This is a genomic window from Photobacterium kasasachensis, from assembly GCF_050336885.1.
Classification (GTDB): Bacteria; Pseudomonadota; Gammaproteobacteria; order Enterobacterales; family Vibrionaceae; genus Photobacterium; species Photobacterium kasasachensis.
In genome coordinates, this window is the sequence record NZ_JAKJSH010000034.1 from 23,171 (window position 1) to 45,727 (window position 22,557).

Annotated in this window: 21 protein-coding genes; 6 read left to right on the forward strand and 15 right to left on the reverse strand. The window is 41.0% G+C overall.

What is annotated here, in order from left to right:
* Positions 1-18: 18 nt before the first annotated feature.
* A complete protein-coding gene (locus tag L4D19_RS28695; RefSeq protein ID WP_428455205.1) occupies positions 19-1,014 on the reverse strand; it encodes an AAA family ATPase in 996 nt (331 codons plus the stop codon).
* 185 nt (positions 1,015-1,199) lie between these two features.
* Here L4D19_RS28695 and L4D19_RS28700 point away from each other — a divergent pair, with 185 nt between their 5' ends.
* Positions 1,200-2,765 (forward strand): arylsulfatase, encoded by a 1,566-nt coding sequence (locus L4D19_RS28700; RefSeq protein ID WP_428455206.1) that lies wholly within the window; start codon positions 1,200-1,202, stop codon positions 2,763-2,765.
* A 39-nt stretch (positions 2,766-2,804) separates the two neighbouring features.
* Here L4D19_RS28700 and L4D19_RS28705 read toward each other — a convergent pair whose 3' ends face one another.
* The gene (locus L4D19_RS28705) at positions 2,805-4,349 is read right to left on the reverse strand and encodes a methyl-accepting chemotaxis protein (RefSeq protein ID WP_428455207.1); all 1,545 of its coding nucleotides are present in this window, start codon (positions 4,347-4,349) and stop codon (positions 2,805-2,807) included.
* A gap of 187 nt (positions 4,350-4,536) precedes the next feature.
* Positions 4,537-4,872, reverse strand: a complete 336-nt coding sequence (locus L4D19_RS28710) for a GFA family protein (RefSeq protein ID WP_428455208.1) — start codon at positions 4,870-4,872, stop codon at positions 4,537-4,539.
* 513 nt (positions 4,873-5,385) lie between these two features.
* Here L4D19_RS28710 and L4D19_RS28715 point away from each other — a divergent pair.
* A complete protein-coding gene (locus tag L4D19_RS28715; RefSeq protein WP_428455209.1) occupies positions 5,386-6,579 on the forward strand; it encodes an alpha/beta hydrolase in 1,194 nt (397 codons plus the stop codon).
* A 77-nt stretch (positions 6,580-6,656) separates the two neighbouring features.
* On the opposite strand, the gene L4D19_RS28720 is transcribed toward L4D19_RS28715, so the two are convergent.
* From L4D19_RS28720 to L4D19_RS28755, 8 genes are all read right to left on the reverse strand, one after another.
* Positions 6,657-7,718 (reverse strand): hypothetical protein, encoded by a 1,062-nt coding sequence (locus tag L4D19_RS28720; protein ID WP_428455210.1) that lies wholly within the window; start codon positions 7,716-7,718, stop codon positions 6,657-6,659.
* A 382-nt stretch (positions 7,719-8,100) separates the two neighbouring features.
* Entirely contained in the window at positions 8,101-8,436 is a 336-nt protein-coding gene (locus L4D19_RS28725) for a zinc ribbon domain-containing protein YjdM (RefSeq protein WP_428455211.1), read from the reverse strand.
* Positions 8,437-8,612: 176 nt separating this feature from the next.
* Positions 8,613-8,837: an SEL1-like repeat protein gene (locus L4D19_RS28730; protein ID WP_428455212.1), complete on the reverse strand. Its 225-nt coding sequence runs from the start codon at positions 8,835-8,837 to the stop codon at positions 8,613-8,615.
* Between the two features lie 207 nt (positions 8,838-9,044).
* A complete protein-coding gene (locus tag L4D19_RS28735) occupies positions 9,045-9,305 on the reverse strand; it encodes an SEL1-like repeat protein (RefSeq protein WP_428455213.1) in 261 nt (86 codons plus the stop codon).
* Positions 9,306-9,538: 233 nt separating this feature from the next.
* Entirely contained in the window at positions 9,539-10,483 is a 945-nt protein-coding gene (locus L4D19_RS28740) for a hypothetical protein (RefSeq protein WP_428455214.1), read from the reverse strand.
* A 126-nt stretch (positions 10,484-10,609) separates the two neighbouring features.
* Positions 10,610-10,945 carry a Tim44 domain-containing protein gene (locus tag L4D19_RS28745; RefSeq protein WP_428455215.1) on the reverse strand — a complete coding sequence of 112 codons (336 nt, stop codon included), beginning with the start codon at positions 10,943-10,945 and terminating at the stop codon, positions 10,610-10,612.
* A gap of 49 nt (positions 10,946-10,994) precedes the next feature.
* Complete coding sequence (locus L4D19_RS28750; protein ID WP_428455216.1) at positions 10,995-11,858, reverse strand: hypothetical protein; 864 nt, start codon at positions 11,856-11,858, stop codon at positions 10,995-10,997.
* A gap of 1,171 nt (positions 11,859-13,029) precedes the next feature.
* On the reverse strand, positions 13,030-13,581 hold the full coding sequence (locus L4D19_RS28755; protein WP_428455217.1) for a hypothetical protein: 552 nt from the start codon (positions 13,579-13,581) through the stop codon (positions 13,030-13,032).
* 451 nt (positions 13,582-14,032) lie between these two features.
* On the opposite strand from L4D19_RS28755, the gene L4D19_RS28760 reads away from it, so the two are divergent.
* Together L4D19_RS28760 and L4D19_RS28765 are read left to right on the forward strand one after the other, a co-directional pair.
* On the forward strand, positions 14,033-14,233 hold the full coding sequence (locus L4D19_RS28760) for a hypothetical protein (RefSeq protein WP_428455218.1): 201 nt from the start codon (positions 14,033-14,035) through the stop codon (positions 14,231-14,233).
* A gap of 462 nt (positions 14,234-14,695) precedes the next feature.
* Positions 14,696-15,628 (forward strand): RCC1 domain-containing protein, encoded by a 933-nt coding sequence (locus tag L4D19_RS28765; RefSeq protein WP_428455219.1) that lies wholly within the window; start codon positions 14,696-14,698, stop codon positions 15,626-15,628.
* A gap of 562 nt (positions 15,629-16,190) precedes the next feature.
* On the opposite strand, the gene L4D19_RS28770 is transcribed toward L4D19_RS28765, so the two are convergent.
* Together L4D19_RS28770 and L4D19_RS28775 are read right to left on the reverse strand one after the other, a co-directional pair.
* Complete coding sequence (locus L4D19_RS28770; protein ID WP_428455220.1) at positions 16,191-17,267, reverse strand: hypothetical protein; 1,077 nt, start codon at positions 17,265-17,267, stop codon at positions 16,191-16,193.
* Positions 17,239-18,663, reverse strand: a complete 1,425-nt coding sequence (locus L4D19_RS28775) for an MBOAT family O-acyltransferase (protein WP_428455221.1) — start codon at positions 18,661-18,663, stop codon at positions 17,239-17,241. Before L4D19_RS28775 ends, L4D19_RS28770 begins: the two co-directional genes overlap by 29 nt.
* Positions 18,664-19,230: 567 nt before the next feature.
* Between L4D19_RS28775 and L4D19_RS28780 the strand changes: the two genes are divergently transcribed.
* On the forward strand, positions 19,231-19,392 hold the full coding sequence (locus L4D19_RS28780) for a hypothetical protein (RefSeq protein WP_428455222.1): 162 nt from the start codon (positions 19,231-19,233) through the stop codon (positions 19,390-19,392).
* 361 nt (positions 19,393-19,753) lie between these two features.
* Here the strand turns inward: L4D19_RS28780 and L4D19_RS28785 are convergent, their stop codons facing one another.
* Complete coding sequence (locus L4D19_RS28785; RefSeq protein ID WP_428455223.1) at positions 19,754-20,218, reverse strand: hypothetical protein; 465 nt, start codon at positions 20,216-20,218, stop codon at positions 19,754-19,756.
* Positions 20,219-20,440: 222 nt separating this feature from the next.
* Between L4D19_RS28785 and L4D19_RS28790 the strand changes: the two genes are divergently transcribed.
* Positions 20,441-21,603 (forward strand): IS3 family transposase gene (locus L4D19_RS28790; RefSeq protein WP_428455224.1). Its coding sequence is split into 2 segments (ribosomal slippage): positions 20,441-20,696 and positions 20,696-21,603, totalling 1,164 coding nucleotides; the frame shifts between segments, so codons are not numbered across the junction.
* Positions 21,604-21,810: 207 nt separating this feature from the next.
* Here the strand turns inward: L4D19_RS28790 and L4D19_RS28795 are convergent.
* A complete protein-coding gene (locus tag L4D19_RS28795; RefSeq protein WP_428455225.1) occupies positions 21,811-22,275 on the reverse strand; it encodes a hypothetical protein in 465 nt (154 codons plus the stop codon).
* Positions 22,276-22,557 lie beyond the last annotated feature (282 nt).

Here is a 22,557-nt window from a genome sequence, read left to right on the forward strand (position 1 = left end):
TTCTGACCATAACGCCTCCTAGCCGATGGCTACATGGTCAAGTAACTCCATCACCACCTGAGGGTGAGCTATCCCTTCTGCCAGCGCATCATAGCTAAGGGTTATACGGTGCCCCAATACAGCGGGTGCCATCGCCCTGACATCGTCTGGCAGCACATGCTCGCGCCCCTGTAACCACGCATAGGCTCTGGCACATTTATCCAATGCAATAGAAGCCCTCGGGCTTGCACCAACGGCAATCCAACGTGCCAGCCCGGATGCCGAATAACGTTCCGGCCTGCGTGTTGCCATCACAAGCGCAACAATATAACGCTCCACCATATCGGACACTTCAAGCTGCGCCAGTTCACAGCGCGCCGCGAGGATCAACTCAGGATCCAGAGTAATTGTCGAAGGTGTCTGGTTATCATCAGAATGGTCCCGGTTTGCCTCCGCTTCTTCCTGACGTAACAAACGGATAATTCCCAGCTCAGCCTCATCATCCGGATAATCAACATTAACCTTCATGATGAATCGATCCATCTGGGCCTCTGGCAGCGGGTAAGTCCCTTCCTGCTCAACCGGGTTTTGAGTTGCCAGCACCATGAATAGTTCAGGCAAGGCGTGTGATTGCTCGCCCACTGTCACGGTACTCTCTGCCATCGCTTCAAGCAGGGCTGCCTGAACCTTTGCTGGTGCGCGGTTTACCTCGTCAGCTAGCAAGATGCTGTTAAATATCGGACCGGGCTGGAAGCGCAATTCATGTCCGTTGGCTGTTTCCTGGTACATCTCGGCCCCCGTCACATCAGACGGAAGTAAGTCAGGCGTAAACTGCACACGGCCAAAGCTGGCATTAAGTGTGGCAGCCAAGGCTTTAACAGATCGCGTTTTGGCGGTGCCCGGTAAGCCTTCAAGCAAGACATGCCCATTGGTCAGCAATCCAATCACTAAAGCCCGAGTAACATGCTGTTGCCCTATCACGCTTTGATTGACTTGCTCAATAAGTAACGATACTTGCTGCTGTAACTGATTCATAAACTGTGCTCCCAAATCGCTCTGAGGCCAGTTTAATCCAGTTGGGTATTACCTTTGGTTATATGCTCTATAAAGCGACAGTACTGCCGTTGCCACTTTAGAGTAATCCCAACGAATACTCAGAGGGTATTCAGATCGTTACCTTTCATATTTCTGAACCAGACACGAGCATAACGGGATCTGATATGGCAAATCATTTAAACAAAGTGGCACTCAGTGTTGGCCTTGCGGCTACCGCTGGAACGGCAACTGCTGCCGACCAGCCAAACATTCTGGCGATTTTCGGTGATGACGTTGGTTACTGGAACATCAGTGCCTATAACCAAGGCATGATGGGTTACCAAACTCCGAATATTGACCGCATTGCCAACGAAGGGGCATTGTTTACCGATCATTACGGCCAGCAATCATGTACCGCTGGTCGTGCGTCCTTCATTACCGGCCAGGAGCCTTTCCGTACAGGCCTTCTGACTATCGGTATGCCGGGTTCTGATCACGGTATTCCTGACTGGGCGCCAACCATTGCCGATCTACTTAAAGATCAGGGATACATGACTGCACAGTTTGGTAAGAACCACCTTGGTGATCAGGACAAGCACCTACCTACCAACCATGGTTTTGACGAATTCTTCGGTAACCTTTACCACCTCAATGCCGAAGAAGAGCCAGAAACATATTACTACCCGAAAGATCCGGAATTTCGTAAAAACTACGGCCCTCGCGGGGTTATCAAGTCCTATGCTGACGGCAAGATTGAAGATACCGGTCCGATGACCCGTAAGCGTATGGAACATGCTGACGAAGAGTTCCTCGACTCCTCACTGGCCTTCATGGAAAAAGCCGTCAAGGCCGATAAGCCATTCTTCATCTGGCACAATACAACCCGGATGCACGTCTGGACTCGCCTGCAGGAGAAATATCAGGGTAAATCCGGTATCAGCATCTACGCAGACGGCATGCTTGAGCACGATGATCAGGTAGGTGTGCTGCTTGATAAGCTGGATGAGCTCGGCATTGCTGACAACACCATTGTTATTTATTCAACTGACAATGGTGCCGAAACCGTGACCTGGCCTGATGGCGGAGCCACACCTTTCTATGGGGAAAAAGGAACCACCTGGGAAGGCGGTATGCGTGTACCTCAGCTGGTACGCTGGCCAAGCGTGATCAAGCCAGGCACCAAAGTCAATGAAATGATGGCGCACCAAGACTGGTTGCCAACCCTGCTGGCAGCAGCCGGCGTTGATGATGTGAAAGAGAAGCTAGCCAAAGGGTATCAGGCCAATGGCAAGGAGTGGAAAGTTCACATCGATGGTTATAACTTCAAACCTTACTTTGAAGGAAAAGAAGACAAAGGCCCTCGTGAATCCATGCTGTACTTTAGCTCTAACGCCGAGCTAAACGCCGTACGCTGGAACGACTGGAAACTGAACTTCGCTGTGATGGAAGGGAACATTGTCGATGCTGTGCGCTTCTCGCCAAACTGGCCGCAGATCATCCACCTGCGTGCCGACCCATTCGAAAAAGCACCGCATGAGTCAAGCATGTACATGCGCTGGATGGCCGACAATATGTGGTTGTTCGTTCCAATTCAGGATGTACTGGGCGACTTCTTCAAAACACTGCCGGACTACCCAATGCAGACGGGTACTCAAATGAACCCGGCAAGTATCAGCGCTCAATCCCTTGGCCTGAAAGCGAAAATGCAACAACTTGATGCATTGCAGAAAAAAGTCGACGGTATGAAGTAATCACAAGCGCCCATCAGTGATTGATGGGCGCTTCATTTATTATGACTCGCTAAACTGACGAACCAGACGCTGTAAACTTTCTAAACTGCCTACAAGCGCATTAGTGCGTTCAACGGAAGATGATGAGAGTTGTTTGGTGGATTGAATAGCACCGTTCATCCGAACGACATGATCGTTCATACCCTGGGTCACCTGCACCTGCTCTGTAATAGCCTGAGCGGTCTGGGTACTTTGCTCCCCAATCGAGATTAAGTCATTCACTATCGCCTCGAATGATTCTTTACTCTTTTGCGACTTGGATACACTCTGTTCAGAGGACTTAATCCCCTCCTCCATCAAGCTGCCGGTCTTATTAACAGTTGCCTGAAGCACTTCTATTTTCGAACGGATATCATCAACCGAAGCACTGGTTTTCGCCGATAGCGCCCGCACTTCATCAGCAACGACAGCAAAACCGCGGCCATGCTCACCGGCCCTTGCAGCTTCAATCGCCGCGTTAAGTGCCAACAGATTAGTTTGCTCCGCGATGCCCTGGATCATTTCCAGAATAGTCTCGATACCATCAACATCAGAGTACAGTTGATCAAGCGCTGTTTTCGAGCTACCTAGGTGCTGACTCAACTCACGCACCGTCTCTACCGCCTCATCAATGGTCTGTGTCCCTTCTTGCGCTTTATTCTGTGCATCGTTAGCAAACTCAGAGCTTTGCTTGGCTTGATTTGACACTTCTGCAATAGAGGCAAGCATTTCCTCGGCAGAAACGGCCATCGCATCGGTTGCCACATCCTGCTCACCCAACTCATTATCAATTGCCTGGCTATTAAGAACTTCTTCATTCGCCGCTTGGAGCAGGTGGGTAGATGTTTCGTTCGCCCGCGCAGTTACCGCTCTTAGTTCGGCACGCTTCATCATCATGGCCAACTCAATACGGGAAACATCATCACAATGCCCGGTATATGGCTGCTCCATTAGGGGGTTGTCGTAATGTGCCTTAGCAACAGTATTCAGAGAGGCTATTCGTTTTCTGAGTAAGAATGAAAACGAAACCTGGGCAATGATAAGTGGAGTGAGTATTGCTAGCATGGCGGGAGTTGAAAATGCCCCTAAGGCAAAAGCAATAAGAACGGCTAGCTGTGCAAACGTCAAACCGAAAGACAGGTTCATCCATTCTATACGCCTTACGGAAACCGCTCCTTTTCTTAACTTCGAATAGAGTGAGTATGCCCGTGAAATCTGCTCATCAGTCGGTTGCGTTCTGACTGATTGGTATTCATACACCTTCCCGTCTTTATCCATAATGGGAGTGACGAAAGCTGATACCCAATAATGACCGGAGGTTTTACATTTGTTCTTGACCAATCCCATCCAGCTTTTACCAGACTGGATATATTCCCATAACTGACCGAATGCCGGCTTTGGCATATCAGCATGGCGAATAACATTGTGCGGTTTACCTAGTAGTTCTTCTTCCTTGTAGCCTGCTACCTGGCAGAAATCCTCATTACAATAAGTGATATGACTGTCAGATGTCGTTGTTGATATAAGGCTGTCGCTGTCTGAAAACTTTACTCTTTCGTCTGTCATATTCCCCTCTTTATTGTTTTCCTATTCGTAATGACAAATGCCGAGCTTTCTGATTATAAGAGCTACTATCTGCATGGCGAGGCGTAACAATATCAGACAAAAATGACACGTTATTGATAAAAATCATTAAGTTGGTAAATCAAAGTAGCTCTGCTTAAATAAAACAGCTCCACTTTAAGCACAAAACTCAATATGACGCGCCGTCAATCTTCCTGATTTTCACAGATTGGTACACCTTCTCTTCAGCCATTCGAAAATTCACAGCCACTATTTTTTCAGGGCATTTCGTGGTTGAGACATAATGCGTAATGCACCCACAATGACTGCATCGTTTAAACTCGACATCTTTATCACCCCAAATATATGAGGATACCTCCCCTCCTTTTACCACCACATCATCGGGTGTATAGTAGCCCCACAACGCCTTGTAACGACGGCAAATGGAACAGTTACAATCCCCAAGCTCTTTGGGTAGCTGCTTCACGGTAATTTGAATGTTTCCGCAGTGGCATTGAAGTTTCATAGCGCTCCTTAATGGATAATTCCAGCCATAATTCTATCTGGCAGACATTATGATATGTATATTTTTGGTTTCTAATCTCTCATTTCTGATTAATACCAGCACACATATGCCCAAATAATATCATCGACTCCACAGCCCAAACTTTCCCACCAAACGTGACACCCCAAGTTTATAAATCGCAAAGACGACGAAGATTATACCAATAAGTAGAGCAACAATACTTATCCCCATGCCTCTTACGCTCCTCTTTAATTACTTATAGCTAATTAACCATGACAACTATTGTTTGTCATCACATTCGTGCTTCAACTCTTAGTGTTGAGATCACTGCACCATGAAAGCCCAATTAGTTCGCATGCTATACGTGTATCCGCAGTCGCAATTTCATATGTTTTCGATGATAAACCTGCTATTTACGAAACGTCTTATTCAAAATACTGGAATAATACTATACAACCACACAGACAACATAACCCCAAGTAAACGATTCGTTTTCTAAATAGGGACAGTTATATGATTAGTACCTTTCGACACTTAATGTTAACAATCACCGCAATCGCTACATTGTTATTCTTAGCTTCTTCTGCTTATGCCAGTGAAAGATATCAGTTTAACTTTCCCAAGCCAGATGGCTCATACCGTATCGGCTTCCATCAGTTTGAAGTTTACAATGATGAAAACTGGATTCAGGTTTCATCTTGGTATCCTAGCACTGCGAAAACGACAGAAAAACGAGTTGGCTATTTGACACCTGCCTTAATAGATACGTACGTTAAAGACGGTAATTCAAAGTCGATGTTTTCGACCATTCCGCCTTCTTGGACTTTTTTCGATCTCCCTATCGCAGATGGCAAACACCCTGTATTGATTTATAACCATGGCTTCCTCACCTTTCCTCGGTTCAGTATGACGCAGTTAGAATACCTAGCCAGTCATGGCTATATCGTGCTGGCAATAAGTCACCCAGGTAGAACCCGACTCATAGAACGTAAATCTGGAGTACTCGTACCTGCGAACTACACCCCAGTGAAATTCACAGAGGAAGAAGATGCGGCCCTCATGGTTGATATTGTCCGTATGGAGAACGCAGTCAAACTAGATGAATGGCTTAAAGCCCGAAAGTTAGTAGTAGCCAATGAACTTTTCCAACAGAGCATGCTGAACAATTTCAATCCTATGTATAAGAATAACTTGATGTTAATTGACGCATTACACTCAATTGAATCAGGTAATATTCCGACACTTCTTAAAGGACATATGGACTTAGATGCTGTGGGCGCTTTTGGGCACTCTTTTGGTGGTAACATCACTATCGTCATGACTGACCAAAGCCCTGTCATTAAAGCGGGCGTTAACCTCGATGGAAATCAATACCACTGGCTAAGTGAAAAGCCACTTCAAGCCTCGGCATGTTTCTTCTACGCCGATAAAACAGACAGATTGAAACCAGTTAGAGAAGGTGAACTATATCCTCGTATTAACGATGCATTATTTGCCGACGCATCTTCTGTTTGCTCGGTTGTGTTTCCCGGCTCAAATCACTTTGATTTCACCGATAACACTTACATCTCAGATTCAGAAAAGGCACCTAAAAAGCAATCGCTTGGACACGCTATCAATACCAGCATAAAGGCATTCTTCGATGCGGAGCTCAAAAAAGCGAATAGCTGGCCTCCCGCAGAAAGTGAATATTATATAGTTAAGTAATTAACACTTTAGCCCTGCATAACAGTTAAGAATTTAGTGGTTATGCAGGGTTTTTATTTTACACACATCGCCTTACCCTAGAACAATGTACGTCCTTTGTAGTTGAGTTTGCTCAGTTTTTTCATCGATATTAGAAATGAAGTATCATCATTTGTTTGAAAGTGGTTTTTAATCAGCTGACCTGAACCATAAAGCCCGATAGGGTTAAAAAGCAAAGAGCTAGGCACATTAGACAAAACCGACACCATTATATCTTTAACACTAGGACAAAGTTTAAAAGCGGTATCCTTATATATCGACATAAGTTCATATAGCAGATCAGCTTCTGTCAAGTTATCATGCTTATCAAATAATGATAATACCTTGATATAAATGGGCTTCGCTTTCTCTTTATAGATAAATTTTGATAACTCATCTAACGGCACTAGTGATAAATCAGGTAACGTTATTTGTGCTATTTTCTCCGGTTCATTAGACAAATCCAACGCCCCTTTGATGAATTCATGTGAATTGTTAGTTTCAAGCCTTTGACTTAAATAATTATCTTGTTCAAATAACGTAAAGTTATCACTGCTCAATATTTTTTTAATAAAATATAGCTCATGAGCAGTAAAAAGAGTTGGAACTGAATATTTTCTATTCAAGTAAGATGAGAAAAAGAAGGAAAAAATCATCTCCTTGAAGAAGAGACGATCATTTGTTATATCAAAGTTTCCTCCTTGAGCTTTGAACTCTTCGTACAAAAAAACTTCTAAAGGCAATATAGGTCGATTGCTATTATTGAGCTCTTCAGTTAAGCATTTAAAATAACTATCGTGACTAAAATGTGAATTAATATATAGGACATGATTTTTAAGTCGTTTATGAATTACTGGACTGTGATGAAATAATGATTTTAACAAACTGTGCCTAATAATATTCTTATCATAATCTAACTCATCATTTTCAATACTAGTATAATGCTTAGCCGGAACATCAAACCTACTTGTTCCGATCATTTTATCAAAGCCCGACCACGTCAATTTACTCACGTCATGATGAACAAGAATTTCTCCAAACAGCAAATAACAAAAATTAAAGACTTGAGTTCTCTCCTTGAGAGGTATCTCCAATAAATTATTTGGCGATATGTAAATCATTGAACATTTCCTTTTGAGTATTCTGCAATCACAGTTGTGTTATAGCCACTGGTTATGAAATTAATAGACAGCATTATTTTTAGTCTAACACCCTACTTGATAACTTGTTAGCCATATGGTTTTGAATAACAGATTGTCTCAATACTCTATTTCTATTTTTTGACAAAGGTTACACTTCGACAACTATCGTAGAACCTCAAAACCTTTAAGTTGAGTATTCATAATACACCCCGTGACACGGTCACAATTCACTTCAGAGATGAATAAAGTATGTTATCAGCATCTTAATAACGTGAATCCTAACGGGAAAATAGCGCGTCACGGCAGATTACGGTGGCGCACTCGAATAACGTTTGTACTTTGGTAGGGGTTGAAGGCTTATTTAGGCTTTTTTAACAAACTGAGCTGTCACCATCATTTCACCCGCGCCATCAACTTTACAGTCTAGTTGGTGGTCCTTGCCATCGACAATACGTCGAACAAGCGCTTTTGTCCCAATTTTGAGTACAAGCGAGCTGCCTTTTACTTTGAGATCTTTAGCTAGAGTGACCTTATCACCTTCAGAAAGCAGAGTTCCGTTAACATCTTTAACCGTTATGGTATCTTCTGCATCGACTTCTGAGGGGTTCCATTCGTGAGCACATTCAGGGCATACTAAATGGTTCTGATCTGGATATACGTATTCTGATGAACAGTTTGGACAAGGTGGATACGACATAACTTAGGCACTTCTTCGATTAATCTTGCTGAACATAATACTTCGCGTCCAGCGCTTTTGCGAGTATAACACGTTAACATGAGACCCAACGGCCTTACGTAGACACTACGTATTGATTTTAAAACTCTTCGAAGCATGCTTATGGTTCACGAAGAGTTTGAAAGTACCAGACGTCCCTACTTAGTATTTTCTAAAAATTGAATCATCCCTTCCAAGTTTGGCGATCCATTTTTCTTAGCTAGAGTTAGCCAATCTATCGCTGCTTGAGTTTCCCCTCTTTCAGCAAGAGCTAATCCGAGTGCAGTTTGAGCCCTGTAATGCCCTTGCTTAGCAGCAAGTGTTAAAAAGTACACTCCTGTATTTATATCTCTCTTAAAAAAATCGCCATTAATATTAAGCAATCCTACTGCATATTGTTCAGTCGGCTCACCACAAAGAGAATGAACAGTAAGCCACCTAGCCTCCTCCTCTGTCAGTTTACCAAAATCATCCTTCTCCCCAGATCTAATGTAACTAAAAACCCACCCCGAATCGAATCCAGCTTCAGTAAAAGTTAAATTCTTACGTTGAAGTAATATATAGTCATTATGTAGTGAGGCTAAGTTTGCTTACTTTCGTGTATCGACACTCTTTTTATACAAAGCCATCGCTTTATCTATATTGATTTCTCTTCCAATACCTTTCTCGTACTTCCAAGCATCAAAGAAATCACCTTGAAGAAATTCTTCACTATATAAAGTTGGAGAGTAGAGTGAACAAACTGCAGTGTCTATTTGTACAGATTCGATTGCATCTAGTTCTTCAACCTCAGGTATTGATGTACAGCCTACAAGTGACAGTACAGTCGCTATCGAAAAAATCCTTTTCATACAAAGCTTTCTTTCTCATTTCTTAATAGAACGATATTATACATACATTCATTAGTGTTTTTCACAAGTGAATGTATATAGTTGAGCATAAAAGCTCGGAAAAGTGCTTACAACATGTTTTCAGGCTCTTGCGGTTAAAATAACTTGAAACGCCTGCAATAAGGTGCCCCGTACTGAATCGACCTTCATAGTGTCGAGTGTAACGGAGCACCTTGATTGCATCTTAGGCCAAATTAGCGCACGAAAGTTGTTGACTCAGCAATCGACTCAATGGCACCCTTTAACTCATTAACTGACTTACTCGAACCGGTTGATATTAATCGAATATATTGCCCGTCACTCTTTATACCAACATATTGAATAATCGTTTTATCATCATACGTGGCCAGCACTTTATAGCCATCTAAGCCTGCAAATTTTACTGGGCTAGAGTTGATAACTTTTGAAGATTTGAACCCTGAGACAGAGCGTAATAGTTGTTCAGAGAACGATTCAATATCATTAGTTGAAGATGACGATAAAGAATTTCCAATAATCAAAATTGGTCGTTCTCCTGTTGGATCTACTCCATCAAAAGTTGTTAATATTGCTGAAGAGCCAGCCATTACATCGGCTAGCTGAAATGGCGGAACTTCTTTGAATTTAAACAATAAGCTTTTAGCTTTTTCACTTGCCTTTACTTCTGACCCAATCACAATTGACCTCAGAGACTCGACAACATTATTAGAAGAGAACTCATCTTCATTTAAAATATTATAAGTARCAAGAGCAGTTGAATCTCCATAAAGTAAAGCCACATATTTATTAACAACAATTCCCTGTACTTCTTGAACACCGGATAGTAATGGAATTGTGGTATCTCCTACCTCTAAAGTTTGAAGCTTTGAGATATTAACTCCCTTTGCAGCGAACCCTTGTTTAGCGATTTTCAAGTTTGAAAAAAGGGTTTTCAATTGAGGGTATGCCTCTTTAGGAAGTTCTGCAATAAGAATACTTGAACTTGTATCTAAACTTTCAAAACCTGAGAAGCTCTCAGACAAAGTAAACCCTTCTGGAGAGTTCATTGAGATAGCCGTACCGGGAACCTTTACTAGCAAAGAATTTGCTGATGTTATCGTAGGTAAAAGAAGTGACAGGGCCACAATCACTTTTACGATTCTCATTATGTTTTTTTTCACAATATACCTTTTATTTGTTAATGATAACGCGAAAGTTTGCAATAAGGTGCGCCGAGCTAAACCTGCAAACTACATCTAACTCCATGCGAAAAGCACCGAGTATAACGGGAAACCTTGATTACCTTTCTAGGCTCTCAAATCACCTTCGACTGTGCTTTCAATCTTAGGTAGCTCCCTCATTGTTTTCGCATAAACCAGACACATATCATCTTCTTCAATATCCGATACTTTCCATTGACCATCCTCCAAGGTGAAACTCCAAATAGTCTCTACTACTTTATACTTTTTACTACCTTCAACGACCTTACCCGACTCTCTATCTTGAAGGTAATCAAAACGCCAAGTCAAACGCACCATCTTGATACCTATGTTGGGCGTAGGACTTTCAAGGTTTCCAATGACTCCCTCTCTAACAGCAGCAAGCCATAAAGAAGTGCTGGAGATGTTCAAATCTCCAGCCAAGCCACCATCTTCAAATGGTACCTGAACCAGGTGAATCCATGTAACCTTGCTAACTTTGTGGTGGTGAATAATCGACGCTAACCCAAATGAAATCATTAAATGTATAATGGTGTTTACTTCCGATACGAACTTCACTACCAGGTTTAAGTGTATGAATAGTCGGTTTTAATTTCCCTAACATTGAAGGATAACCAGTCCTAATATTGACTCCTGAAACACCCTCTTTTACTGTTACAACTTTGCCGTTAAGACTGGTAACAGAATCTCGGTCATCCAAGACTGTATAGTTGCCGCTCCACTTTACTCCATCTTTACGCCCAAGATACATCCAGCCAGTTTTTACATTGTTCGGATCAAATGACAAGTTATTAAATATTGGTGTTGGTATTTTACCTTGCTCCCTTGATATACCATGATTTTGTATTTCATCTCCAGCTTCTTTGGCTTCTGTATCTTGGTAGATACTAGCAAACTCCATCGCCATGTCTTCTGACCCAAGCTTAGACAGTGCAATTATCGCAACTTTCCTAGAATTTTCATCTTTCGATATATGAGGCATAAGAGTAGTAACAACTGCTAATCTCTGAGTGAGTTGATCTTCATCTTTATTTCGTGTGTCAGCTTCTATTTTTAGTTTCTCCATAGATAAACGTAGAGAGTTAATATGAGAATCCAGCTCTTTTTGTTTTTTATCAACTTCTGCTCGTTCTGAATCCAGCTTTATAACTGCTTCATTATACTTAGCTTGAGCGGCTTGCTGTTGCTTCTGCAAATCCATCGTCGCTTTGTTAAACTCAAGCTGAATTGATTGCTGACTCCTATCAATTGCGTAGCCCCAATAACCAACCATTCCTGCAATTGCAACTGTGGATACAATATTTAACTTATCCCACCAATCTTTCTTATCTGACATAAGGTTTATCCCTTAAACAAAGTTAGTAATAGCTAATGGAATTAACGTCTCATCACCCACAGTCCTACCACTCGCATCCGCCTGCCGAATAGGTCGCTATTAAATAATCTGATATTAAGATTACAAGATTATCCGTCATCACTGCCTAGCAAACCTGTCAACCCTTCTCAATTATAGCAGCAGACCTAGCCTAGATACTGTAAACAGCCATGTTGGCATTGCACCGAGTGCATAAACTCCTGCAAACAGATACCCACACAACATCATAAGTAAACGTGACGCCGTCACAGTTGAAATCTAAAGGAAATCAAGAGAGTTATATCTGAATAATCTCAACTAGTTACAACCTTAGATGAATAGTCATCAACGCAACTGATCAGCTATAAAGAAGGTATTGGAAGTTGTAGGCCATTTTTGGGTAACACCAGGTTTCAGATGTGAAAAGCGCTAATACCGTACCTAAACCATTGCGCCTTAAACGCAAAAACCAACGATGGAATGAAAAATACCAAGCGTTAGGAATCAATCTTAAATGTCTTGTTTGCTTATTCATCACAGCTAGAGGAAATACAGGCGTCGAGAATACAGAGTTTAATATCCAATTTGTCTGCCAACAATTGAAGGCCACCTTGTACCATGTAGTATACTTCTGGATCGCCCATAGCCGCTGCTTTGGGGACAAAAGATACACCTAGCCTTTTCATTACTTTCGTAACTCTACTATCCAAAGGGATTTCATACTGAGATATACCCAACCATTGGATATAATTACGTGACTGCTTTAAACCAATACCTTTAAAGTTTTCGCTGAGGAAATTAGCTGCATTTCTTTCTTAAAAACTGGTGAGTTGGGTCCAGACCTTTGGACTGATGTAGCTTGACAACCAACATGCACATGCCACAAATAGTCTCACGATACGTTAACAGTTGTCCTATCAAGATTCCGTTTCTGACGGTCACGAACAAAAAGCATTATTGATATTTTCATTAACGAAACTACGCCACTGCACGACATCAGAATCACTAACTTCCCAAATTAATCTCACCTTTCCTCCTCTGACGTATTACGCCTGCAATAAGGTGCCCCACAACTAACTCACCAAGCACTACGAACTTCATACCAAAACAGCCGAGTGTAATGGGTCACCTTGAATGCTTTGTCATATCGATACTACATGAGTAGCGCCTGTGCAGCTTGCGTATAAGTAGCCTTCTTTGCGAAGACCCTATATTCTGGCTGACGATCATAACTAACCCGCACAACAGATTTTGCAGTTTTAAGTAATACATGAATTCTGCGTCTATGTTGCATATAATCGACGGCATCAAGTTCAAGCGCTTTTACAACGTCATCTAATAACACTTTTGGTTCAATTTTCTCACCCACCTTCACCATCAATCCGTCTTGTATGGTGGATTCGACAGTACCCCATGGGCAAGAAATCTTGCTATCAACATAATTCATTACAAGTTCTTTCTCATAAACATATATTGTCCGACGATCAGAAGGAAGATAGAGTTGATAGGCAATTTCTTGTTTTTTATCATCAAAAACTACCCTACGAACAATACCCCAGACGATAAATAGTTCCTTTAACCAAGCAGGTTGTTCTGGATGGCAATCAAAGAAACATACTTTACTGTTATAAGCATATTTTGGTGATGAGATATTTTCATCAATAGAGACTATGTTACGAGGGTTTAATAGCGGACGTTTGATCATATGGCTCTTCTTGTTATGTTTTTAGTAGCATTTACAGCGATTAAATTTAAAATTCAGGTAACATATTTCTGAGAGCTTAGGCTCTATCCTGATGAATTTTAATAAATAACGAGCATAAGTTTATATCAAATTCTCGTAACAGGCTTGATAATGTATGTCTTAGTAAGGTTCTATCAAGCTTGAGCAATATCTGTACAAGGCACTCTCAATCGGCATAACATTATGTTCTACTAAAATAGTATATATCTTCCTGATATCAGAGATAAACGAAGAAGATTAACGTATCGACTTCGCAAACCTCACCACAACCACCAACCCCATTAGGGATTTCGGCCTCACTCCCTCAATTCCATTATGATTCTATGTTTGAGCCTTGCCTCTTTGCGGCTAATTGCGGGATACCTAACAACATGATTTTTAAGACTCATTGCACTAAATCGACCGATTATTAATGGTCATGGAACAAGGCCAGGTAGTTAGCACGCAGGTTGTTCCTAATGACTGCATGGTATTTGGGCGTTCAGAAATTCCAGAACTAATCAAAGAGCCAGGTTTTTTTTCAATACAAGATCTAAAGCGTATTGCTGACCTAGCCATGGCCAAAATAACCGAAGTTGCACAGAGCAACATTCAGGCTATCGGGCGCCATTGAATTCTTACTGGTCGGTGAGAATCATAGAAGCGTTACGCATAACGCCTTCAAGAAGGTGCCGCCAAGTAATGGCGGTACCAACCTAACGGTGATGGTGACTAAGGGAGCCGAATAAATTTTTTAACGCGCGATTTGACATCGTAGGCAGTATATAGGCTCTCAGAAGTACCTTACGTTGTTTTATCTAATGGGGATTAGATCTTTTTATTATCCTGAACGGTTATGAGTGTATATCCGTTATAAATAAAGTATCAGATAAATTCCACTAATGGTCTCGTTAAACAAAATCTATAAGTCTTGGTTTCAAAAATGATCTAGCGTCTTGAATCGTCAAGTTGTTGGTGGTAAGCTGCTGAATTCATTGACAATCTAAGCTAGTGTGCATTTCTAATCGAGTGTGGTTTCGGGCATATACGGATTACTTAGTAATACACTGTTAGCTGAATAAAATAAGGAAATTCGATGTATAGAAATGTATTCGTGTTAATAGTTGTAGCAATTATATGCGGCTGTAAATCATCAGATCCGTCAGATCCAAAGGTTAGCTCTGATGTTGGAATTAATTACTCCGATCACGTTTCAGTTACAGGTAAGCAAGTCTGTAGCGTGATTGACAAAAAATTAAGTTGTGCTGGCTCCAATGTGATGAGCGGAACGTTAATATCTCTTCCAGAACCTCCAAATTCCGAAGGTGTTGAGCTTGTTAGCGTTGGGAGTCATCATGCCTGCGAGATCGTATCTGATAGCGTAAAATGTTGGGGTAAAAACTATAATGGTGAACTGAATTCCCCTCTTTTCTTCAAACCATATATAGTTGCTAGTGGTGAGAGTTTTAGCTGTGCGGCAGGCAGTGCAGGCTTAGATTGCTGGGGATATCAAGGAGGCAGTTACTGTAGTGATAGCTCATGTAGTAACATGATAACCATTAATAATCCAACATCAAACCCACCATTGAACAATATCTCTGATCTGAGTTTATCGGGTTTCTACGGTTGCGCAATCTCAAATGGTCAAGGACATTGTTGGGGGCACGCAAGTTACGGTCAAACTAGTATCCCTACTTTAGATAACCCAACTCAAATCACCACAGGTGATTACCACGCCTGCGCATTGACTTCTAACGGTGTACATTGTTGGGGTTATGGAGACTTAAATAAAAATATTCCTCAAGATTTCCAGCCTATTTCCATTTCAGCTGGTAGAGGTTTTACTTGTGGTATTGATAGTAATTCCGTTAAATGCTGGGGGGAAGCAAATGTAACAGGCTCAATTTACGGGCCTCCAATATTTGAACAGCCTCTTTCTAATCCAATTAGCGTTAGTGCCGGAAGCGATCTTGTTTGTATTATCGATGACCAGGGTCAAGCATGTTACGGTGACACTAGCCACCTTTGAATGTTTGCAATGAGCGAACAAATCACATTATGAGAGCACTGATATTAAAATAAATAGCTTTAACGTGATTTAACCCCAATGCAGCTCATTCAGGTTAGCTTGAGCTGCATAGCAACTCACAGTAGACGTCACAAATTAACACAATAGGCAAGCATGATGGAAACCCTAAACCTATGGCTTGAATTCATCAATGAGCTATTAAAACTATTCACCTAGCTATTAGAGTAAAGCTTGCTGTATCGAAAAAATGCCCCCGTTTTACTCTATTCAGAGCGCCGGGTTAAATAGCCTCGTTCATACAAACGTCTCAGCGTTGTACTGGGCCACAAATTGGATAACGAACTTCGTTGCGCAATTTGTTCAGGCGTAACATCCTCCCCTTGCCCCATCAGCTTAAGTACTTTCAATTGAATTTTACTCAACTTGATCAAACCACTTGATGAGGAGCTGCACGCGTTGCAGTTACCAAACGCGGGTCAATTGATCCGCTTTGAGCCAAATTATCCATATTCTATCTCATTCTCTGAGTTTTAGGTTCGGATCACTTAAGGCTGATGTGTATTTAATATCTGTGCTCATCTAATTTTACCTTAAATGCCAAGCTAAATTTTATAGCACCAGGTAAAGCTAGATGATCATCATCACTAAAATAATCATTAACCCCAGTATCCAAATCCTTGTAGAAAAAATCATGGTAGTCATAGAATTGGATGGCTGAATGTTCAGCTAAGTTTGTTAATATAGATAAATGTTCTGGTAGAAAAGATTGAATTTCTGTTGACGAATAATACTCACGAGTTATAGGTGGAATAAAAAGCACCAAAGATCCACCGCGCTTTTTTAACGAATCCGCTATTTCAATTAACCTCTGAGTGTTCTTTTCAATAACATCATATTCTTTAGACAATGATTTACTAAATGCATTTACATGATTTTTTATCGTTGATTTTGCATATTTACTTATACACTCAGGTTTCATTAGGTTACGGTTATACCCACCCACTATACCATTTTCAATTAACCACTTCGGATTAGGAGAGTAATTATAAAAGCAGTCTTTATCATTAAACTCATTATTACCACCTCTTATATACTTAGAAATATTGCTCCTTATTAAAACCTGATAATCAAAAATTGGCATATAATAGTCAAGCTGATTTAAAAAAAGCTCATTAGCATAACGTATGTAATCTAATTTGAGAAGTGGGGTATTCCTTAAAACATTACGCAACCTATTATTATCAAGACTAGAGTTACTGTTATTTAAAGCTAAGGATCCAGGTGACAGAGGAATAAAAACATACCTTAATTTTGGTGTTTCTTGAATAAGGCGTTGAAATTTAAAATGAGCCTCTTCAATATCTCCAAATGACTCATAGAAGCTCACCCCTTTGACTGCAAGAGATTGAAAATGAACGGCCTTTGAATGAGATGGACCTAAAGTAACAGCCTCGACACTTTCTCTAACCGCATAGTAATCAGCCATTTTATTAGAATATTGCTGATAGCTAAGATACCGACCAGAACTCATTTCTTTAGAAAAAAACTGCAACAAAAAACTAATAGCACTTACAGCCAAAAATAAGGTCGTTGCAAACTTAGCAACTTGCTTAAAACTCAAAGTAGATAAATTGCTCATTAGAGAACTTCCCAACAGATATGATCAACATCGATATAATCAGTGCAATTGGCCAACTATAAAAAGATTGACGGACAGCTACCATCTCAAAAATATCAATTTTTTTATATTCACAAAGATAACTATGTAACAGCAGAATTAAAATCCCACTAAGAGAAAAAACAAAGGAGGTCTTACCTTCAAGTTTGAATGGGCTAAATGGCATAAACATTGATGTAACATCAAGTTGACGCTGAATAATCTCGATCAGTATCGTTGTATCAACAATATAAAATATTGTAGTTGTAAACATCATACTTATCGCAACCATAAGCATTCCAATTGCTCGTCGATATGCTATGTCGATCTTTATATTATTATTAAAAACACATGCAATAGGATCCCAAAGTAGAATAATCACGCCTTGAAGCACTCCAAACATAATAAAATTCCAACTAGCTCCATGCCATAGTCCAATAAGACATAGTGTCAGTATGGTAATGACATTTCGATAAACCTTAGATTTATACTTAAGTGCAAGAGGCTTAAATACATAGTCCCCAATCCAACGAGTTAGTGAAATATGCCAGCGCTGCCAAAACTCCCGTAAAGTTTTAGCAAACAAGGGACGTCTAAAATTAATGCTTAACTCAACCCCAAATAACTTTGCTACTCCTCTTGCCATTTCAGAATAAGCCATAAAGTCACAGTATATTTTAACTAAAGCTAATCCACCGGCTAGCCAGTATATCCAAAAGGGGTAAATGGTGTCTACAAAGTAAATAGAATGAATAAATATTGTTAAGTTGTCAGCAATAACAAGTTTTAAAAAAACGCCCCAAACAATTAAAAGTAAACCATGACGAAACTGTTTCTGTGTGGGAATCCCCAGCGTTTTAAGTTGGGGGATTAAGTGACCACTGCGTTCAATAGGGCCAGCTACAAGTTGAGGAAAGAAGCTAACATATAGGCAGAAGTCACTTAGTTTCTTTTCTGGCTTTATTTTCCCTAAATACACATCAAATGTATAACTTAGTGTTTGAAGAGTATAAAATGAAATGCCGAGTGGTAATAAAAGATTATGCAATTCCAGTTCTAAATCAAAGAGACCATTTAAGTTAGACCCGACAAAATTCCAATATTTAAATGAGATTAAGATACCCAAATTAACCAACAGGCTTAAGTATAAAAAAGGTCGTCTCTCTGATCGCTCACTATACTTTCCCATTAAGAGAGCGCAGTAGTAGTCCACAATCGTAGAAATAAAGATTAATGGGAGATAACGCCAATCCCAATATGCATAAAAACTATAGCTTGCAAACAGCATCACCCAGGGCTTTTGCTTCATTGGAACAATAAAGTAAACAAGAAAAACTATGGGTAAAAAAAACAGAAAAGTAATGGAGATAAAGGACATGCTAGTAGTCTACAAGTACATGTTACACTAAAGTAATCAATTCTTAAGCCAAGGGTGCAAAGCTTACCACAAATATGCTTTTAATTAAGCAATTAAGACCATAATCTTGCTCAAACTGCGCTGGTAATGGATCACTAAAATATAGCATTGTACGGTAACCTCCTCACCATTGTTCTAGATTCTACTAACACAACCTACCTATGTGCTTTATCTAAAGTTGCAAGCCCGACTCTCTGAATGACCATTCCACTGCTTTCAGGCGCCATTTGCCATCTTCTACAAAGCCTAATCTCAGCAATCAAAGAAAAGTTGGGCACCTGCAAATACTGCGGCGAATCACTACCCGAAGGCTGCGCCAAATTATAACCCGGCGGTTTGTTCAAAGGCGACGCCCGCTGCTGGCACACAACCAACCGGATAAGGATTTTCGACCCGCAGCTACTACCAAATTCAATGGAGGTTTCATGATGGAATATTTACCAGTAATCAATTACGCCATCGGCTGCGCTACTTTTTATGTCGGTTATTCGCTTTACACCAGTAACAACCCGAATTAAGGAAATCGTGATGAGTAAGACTTTAAGGCCAACTTGGCTAACCAGCACAGTCTGCGGCAGCAACAAAACCGAAGTTGCTTTCTCGAGAAAAATAGCGAACTTGGCAATGACGAATGGCTGTATAACGGCGATAAATCCAGAGCCTCAAATGTTGCGCCACTGGATTTATTGATACAGACAATTCGAAGCCGATGAGGAGCAACAAAATATTCAATTACACTAACTACCCCACTGTTGATGTCTCTTATAGTGTTAAATCAGACATCAACGTGACACCGTCATAGTTGAAATGTGAGGATAATCAAAGCTCATTTAGCCGAACCAATGACCCATCTCGATATCCTGTTACTGATCGGCCTTCTCACCTTTATGGTCTATTGGTGGTTTGGCATTGCTGCCGAACATGCTGGTTGGAATATCACATTACAGATTCAACATTACGCTGGTCATAAGGTGCGCCATGACTAACCTACCAAGTGCACCAAAATCCATACCAAAACCGCCGAGTGTAACAAATCACCTTGATGCCTTTGTTAGGCATTTTTTTTGCTCCACCTAGAGTTAAAATCACTAATTAATCTAACTATATTCAAAAACCAAATCCCAACAAACACCAAAAACGTCCCAAACCAATAAGACCACTTAACATTGTTAATTGGAGTAACTTCAAACACACTTATGGCTGGTTTAATATTAACTTTTTCAATTTGTCCCTTGTTTTCTGAAATAGAATTATCAGAAACAACAGCTTCAATCTGGGTTATAGTTTCACTCAAAACTTTTTGAGTTGAAAAAATAGCATCAGAATTTCCTGAAATAACAATCATATATAAAATACTAGCAATAACTTTAGCTAGTTTACTTTTCCTAGCAAAACGATTACCGTAAACAAAACCTAATATACCAGCACTTGCTGTAAAGTAAAAAGTCCACAATGTATAATATTGACTTTTACTTACTAAATATAAGTTAATAGCCTCCATAATATCAATCATCACACACACCTCTTCCTTTACCCTCAGACATTTCTCCCGATACTCTATTCATATGACAAAAAAAGTCTAATGACAAATTTTTTGAAGGATTACTTCTGCCTAACATTATGTTCTACGAAAATATTCATATCTCTTCCTGATATTGAGATAAACGAAAATGTAGTGGTCTAATAAAGCCGGACACCATTTTAGGTGGTAAAGTTACCACTCATTAAGAGGTGTTCAATGACCAAAAAACGTCGATCATTTAGTCCAGAGTTCAAGCGTGATGCAGCAAGTCTAGTGCTTGACCAAAACTATACAATTCCAGAAGCAAGTCGTGCTGTTGATGTTGGAGATACAGCATTGCGGCGCTGGGTCGAGCAACTAAAAGAGGAACGGAATGGATCAACACCGAACTCTAAAGCGTTGACGCCAGAGCAGCAGAAGATTCAAGAACTAGAGGCTCGTATTAATCGCCTGGAGCGAGAAAAAGCCATTTTWAAAAAGGCCACTGCTCTCTTAATGTYGGACGAACTCGAACGTACACGCTGATAGACCAGTTGAGGGAGCATGATACGGTTGAAATGGTCTGTTCCGTGTTCRAAGTCGCCTCATCAAGCTACTACGAGTACAAACAAAGGCAGCAACACGTTAATGTTGAGCGCTTGGCTTTACACAGTGAAGTAAAGCGTTTATTTACTCTAAGCCGTAGTTCGGCTGGGAGCCGCTCTATCGYTGCAATGATGCGCGAGCGTGGTTACACCGTCGGTCGTTTMAAAGTGAGACGCTTGATGAAAGAAGCCAGGCTCATGAGTAAGCAACCTGGCTCTCATGCATATAGAAGTGCGACCATTGAGCGTCCAGATATCCCAAACCGCCTGAACAGAGAGTTCGATGTCAGCGTGCCAAATCAAGTGTGGTGTGGCGACATTACATATATCTGGGCTGGARATCGATGGTGCTATCTCGCCGTTGTTATTGACTTGTTCAGCCGTCGAGTYGTTGGTTGGGCACTATCTGGCAAGCCAGACGCAGCATTAGTAACAAAGGCATTATCGATGGCTTACGAACAAAGAGGCCGTCCTGAGGGTGTACTGTTTCACTCTGACCAAGGGTGCCAGTACGCCAGCCGTAAGTTCCGACAGTACTTGTGGCGCTACCGCATGGAGCAGAGCATGAGCCGCCGTGGCAACTGTTGGGATAATGCGCCTATGGAAAGGCTGTTCCGGAGCTTGAAGTCAGAATGGGTGCCCACAGCGGGTTACCGCTCTGTGTCCGAAGCAATGAAGGATATCAGTTTTTATCTGATGGACTATTACAACTGGCAACGACCACACAGCTATAGTGGTGGTATCGCACCAGCTGAAGTAGAAAATCGACTTAACTTACTGTCCGGAATTAGTTGACCACTACACAGCCTTACGATGAACGAGTGGCCTAAGATTTCCCGTTCTTGAGCGATGCGGTTACGACCAGATCATAAAGCAGGCTTTTCCCATGCCTAACGCCTGCAATAAGGTGCCCCACACAAAACCAGCAAAGCGCACCGAACCTCATACCAAAACCGCCGAGTGTAACGGGTCACCTTGATTGCTTTGTTATGCCAAAGCCCACTACTTAGAGAGCTTTATCTTACCAACGTCGTTTATTCCACTGTAGTAATATTTGGGGTAATAAACCCAATACACTTCATTGTCATTAGAGTCTTTTGCCAATTCTAAGTATATTTCTTCTTCGGTAGTTTTAACTTTAAACATAAATCGTTCAAGTGGATGAGTATTGTTATACTTAGGAGAAGACATGTCTTTCAGGCTATGTAGAACCTTAGCCTTATCAATTCCACGTTGAGAAACAACACTGATAATTTCACCACCTAACTTTTCATGTAACTCTGACCTCACTAGGTTTGGGATAAACGTTCCAGCCAATGGAGTTACTATTAATACTGAAATCATTACTAACATGATATAAGGATTTAGGCTCTTCACAAAAATCATCATAAAGATGAAAGAGACAATAGATATTAAAATCCCAACCGCACCAATCATGAAGATGTAATCAAGTATTGTAATTATCATAACTTTTCATTTTATCATTAGTCTTTAATCGCTGAATTTTTACCTCTTGGCATAACGCCTGCAATAAGGTGTGCCCCACCTAACCAGCAAAGCACACAGGAGTCCATACCAAAACCGCCGAGTGTAACGCATCACCTTGATTGCTTTGTTATGTGCCTACCATTCGTATACTTCACCCTCATCTCCCCTGATCTTTGCACCCAGCGTTTTTTCCAGCTTCGTGGCGGCAATATGAATAGGGTTTTGTGGACTTTCGATACTCTCTACTGCATTGAAATGTGC

Excerpts from the sequence above, each read along its gene's own strand:
- L4D19_RS28735 (WP_428455213.1), bottom strand. The coding sequence starts at position 9,305 with ATGAAAAGGATTTTTTCGATAGCGACTGTACTGTCACTTGTAGGCTGT.
- L4D19_RS28755 (WP_428455217.1), bottom strand. The coding sequence starts at position 13,581 with ATGATCAAACGTCCGCTATTAAACCCTCGTAACATAGTCTCTATTGAT.
- L4D19_RS28795 (WP_428455225.1), bottom strand. The coding sequence starts at position 22,275 with ATGATAATTACAATACTTGATTACATCTTCATGATTGGTGCGGTTGGG.
- L4D19_RS28775 (WP_428455221.1), bottom strand. The coding sequence starts at position 18,663 with ATGTCCTTTATCTCCATTACTTTTCTGTTTTTTTTACCCATAGTTTTT.
- L4D19_RS28770 (WP_428455220.1), bottom strand. The coding sequence starts at position 17,267 with ATGAGCAATTTATCTACTTTGAGTTTTAAGCAAGTTGCTAAGTTTGCA.
- L4D19_RS28705 (WP_428455207.1), bottom strand. The coding sequence starts at position 4,349 with ATGACAGACGAAAGAGTAAAGTTTTCAGACAGCGACAGCCTTATATCA.
- L4D19_RS28700 (WP_428455206.1), top strand. The coding sequence starts at position 1,200 with ATGGCAAATCATTTAAACAAAGTGGCACTCAGTGTTGGCCTTGCGGCT.
- L4D19_RS28750 (WP_428455216.1), bottom strand. The coding sequence starts at position 11,858 with ATGTCAGATAAGAAAGATTGGTGGGATAAGTTAAATATTGTATCCACA.
- L4D19_RS28780 (WP_428455222.1), top strand. The coding sequence starts at position 19,231 with ATGAGTAAGACTTTAAGGCCAACTTGGCTAACCAGCACAGTCTGCGGC.
- L4D19_RS28760 (WP_428455218.1), top strand. The coding sequence starts at position 14,033 with ATGGTCATGGAACAAGGCCAGGTAGTTAGCACGCAGGTTGTTCCTAAT.
- L4D19_RS28765 (WP_428455219.1), top strand. The coding sequence starts at position 14,696 with ATGTATAGAAATGTATTCGTGTTAATAGTTGTAGCAATTATATGCGGC.
- L4D19_RS28720 (WP_428455210.1), bottom strand. The coding sequence starts at position 7,718 with ATGATTTACATATCGCCAAATAATTTATTGGAGATACCTCTCAAGGAG.
- L4D19_RS28695 (WP_428455205.1), bottom strand. The coding sequence starts at position 1,014 with ATGAATCAGTTACAGCAGCAAGTATCGTTACTTATTGAGCAAGTCAAT.
- L4D19_RS28725 (WP_428455211.1), bottom strand. The coding sequence starts at position 8,436 with ATGTCGTATCCACCTTGTCCAAACTGTTCATCAGAATACGTATATCCA.
- L4D19_RS28715 (WP_428455209.1), top strand. The coding sequence starts at position 5,386 with ATGATTAGTACCTTTCGACACTTAATGTTAACAATCACCGCAATCGCT.
- L4D19_RS28710 (WP_428455208.1), bottom strand. The coding sequence starts at position 4,872 with ATGAAACTTCAATGCCACTGCGGAAACATTCAAATTACCGTGAAGCAG.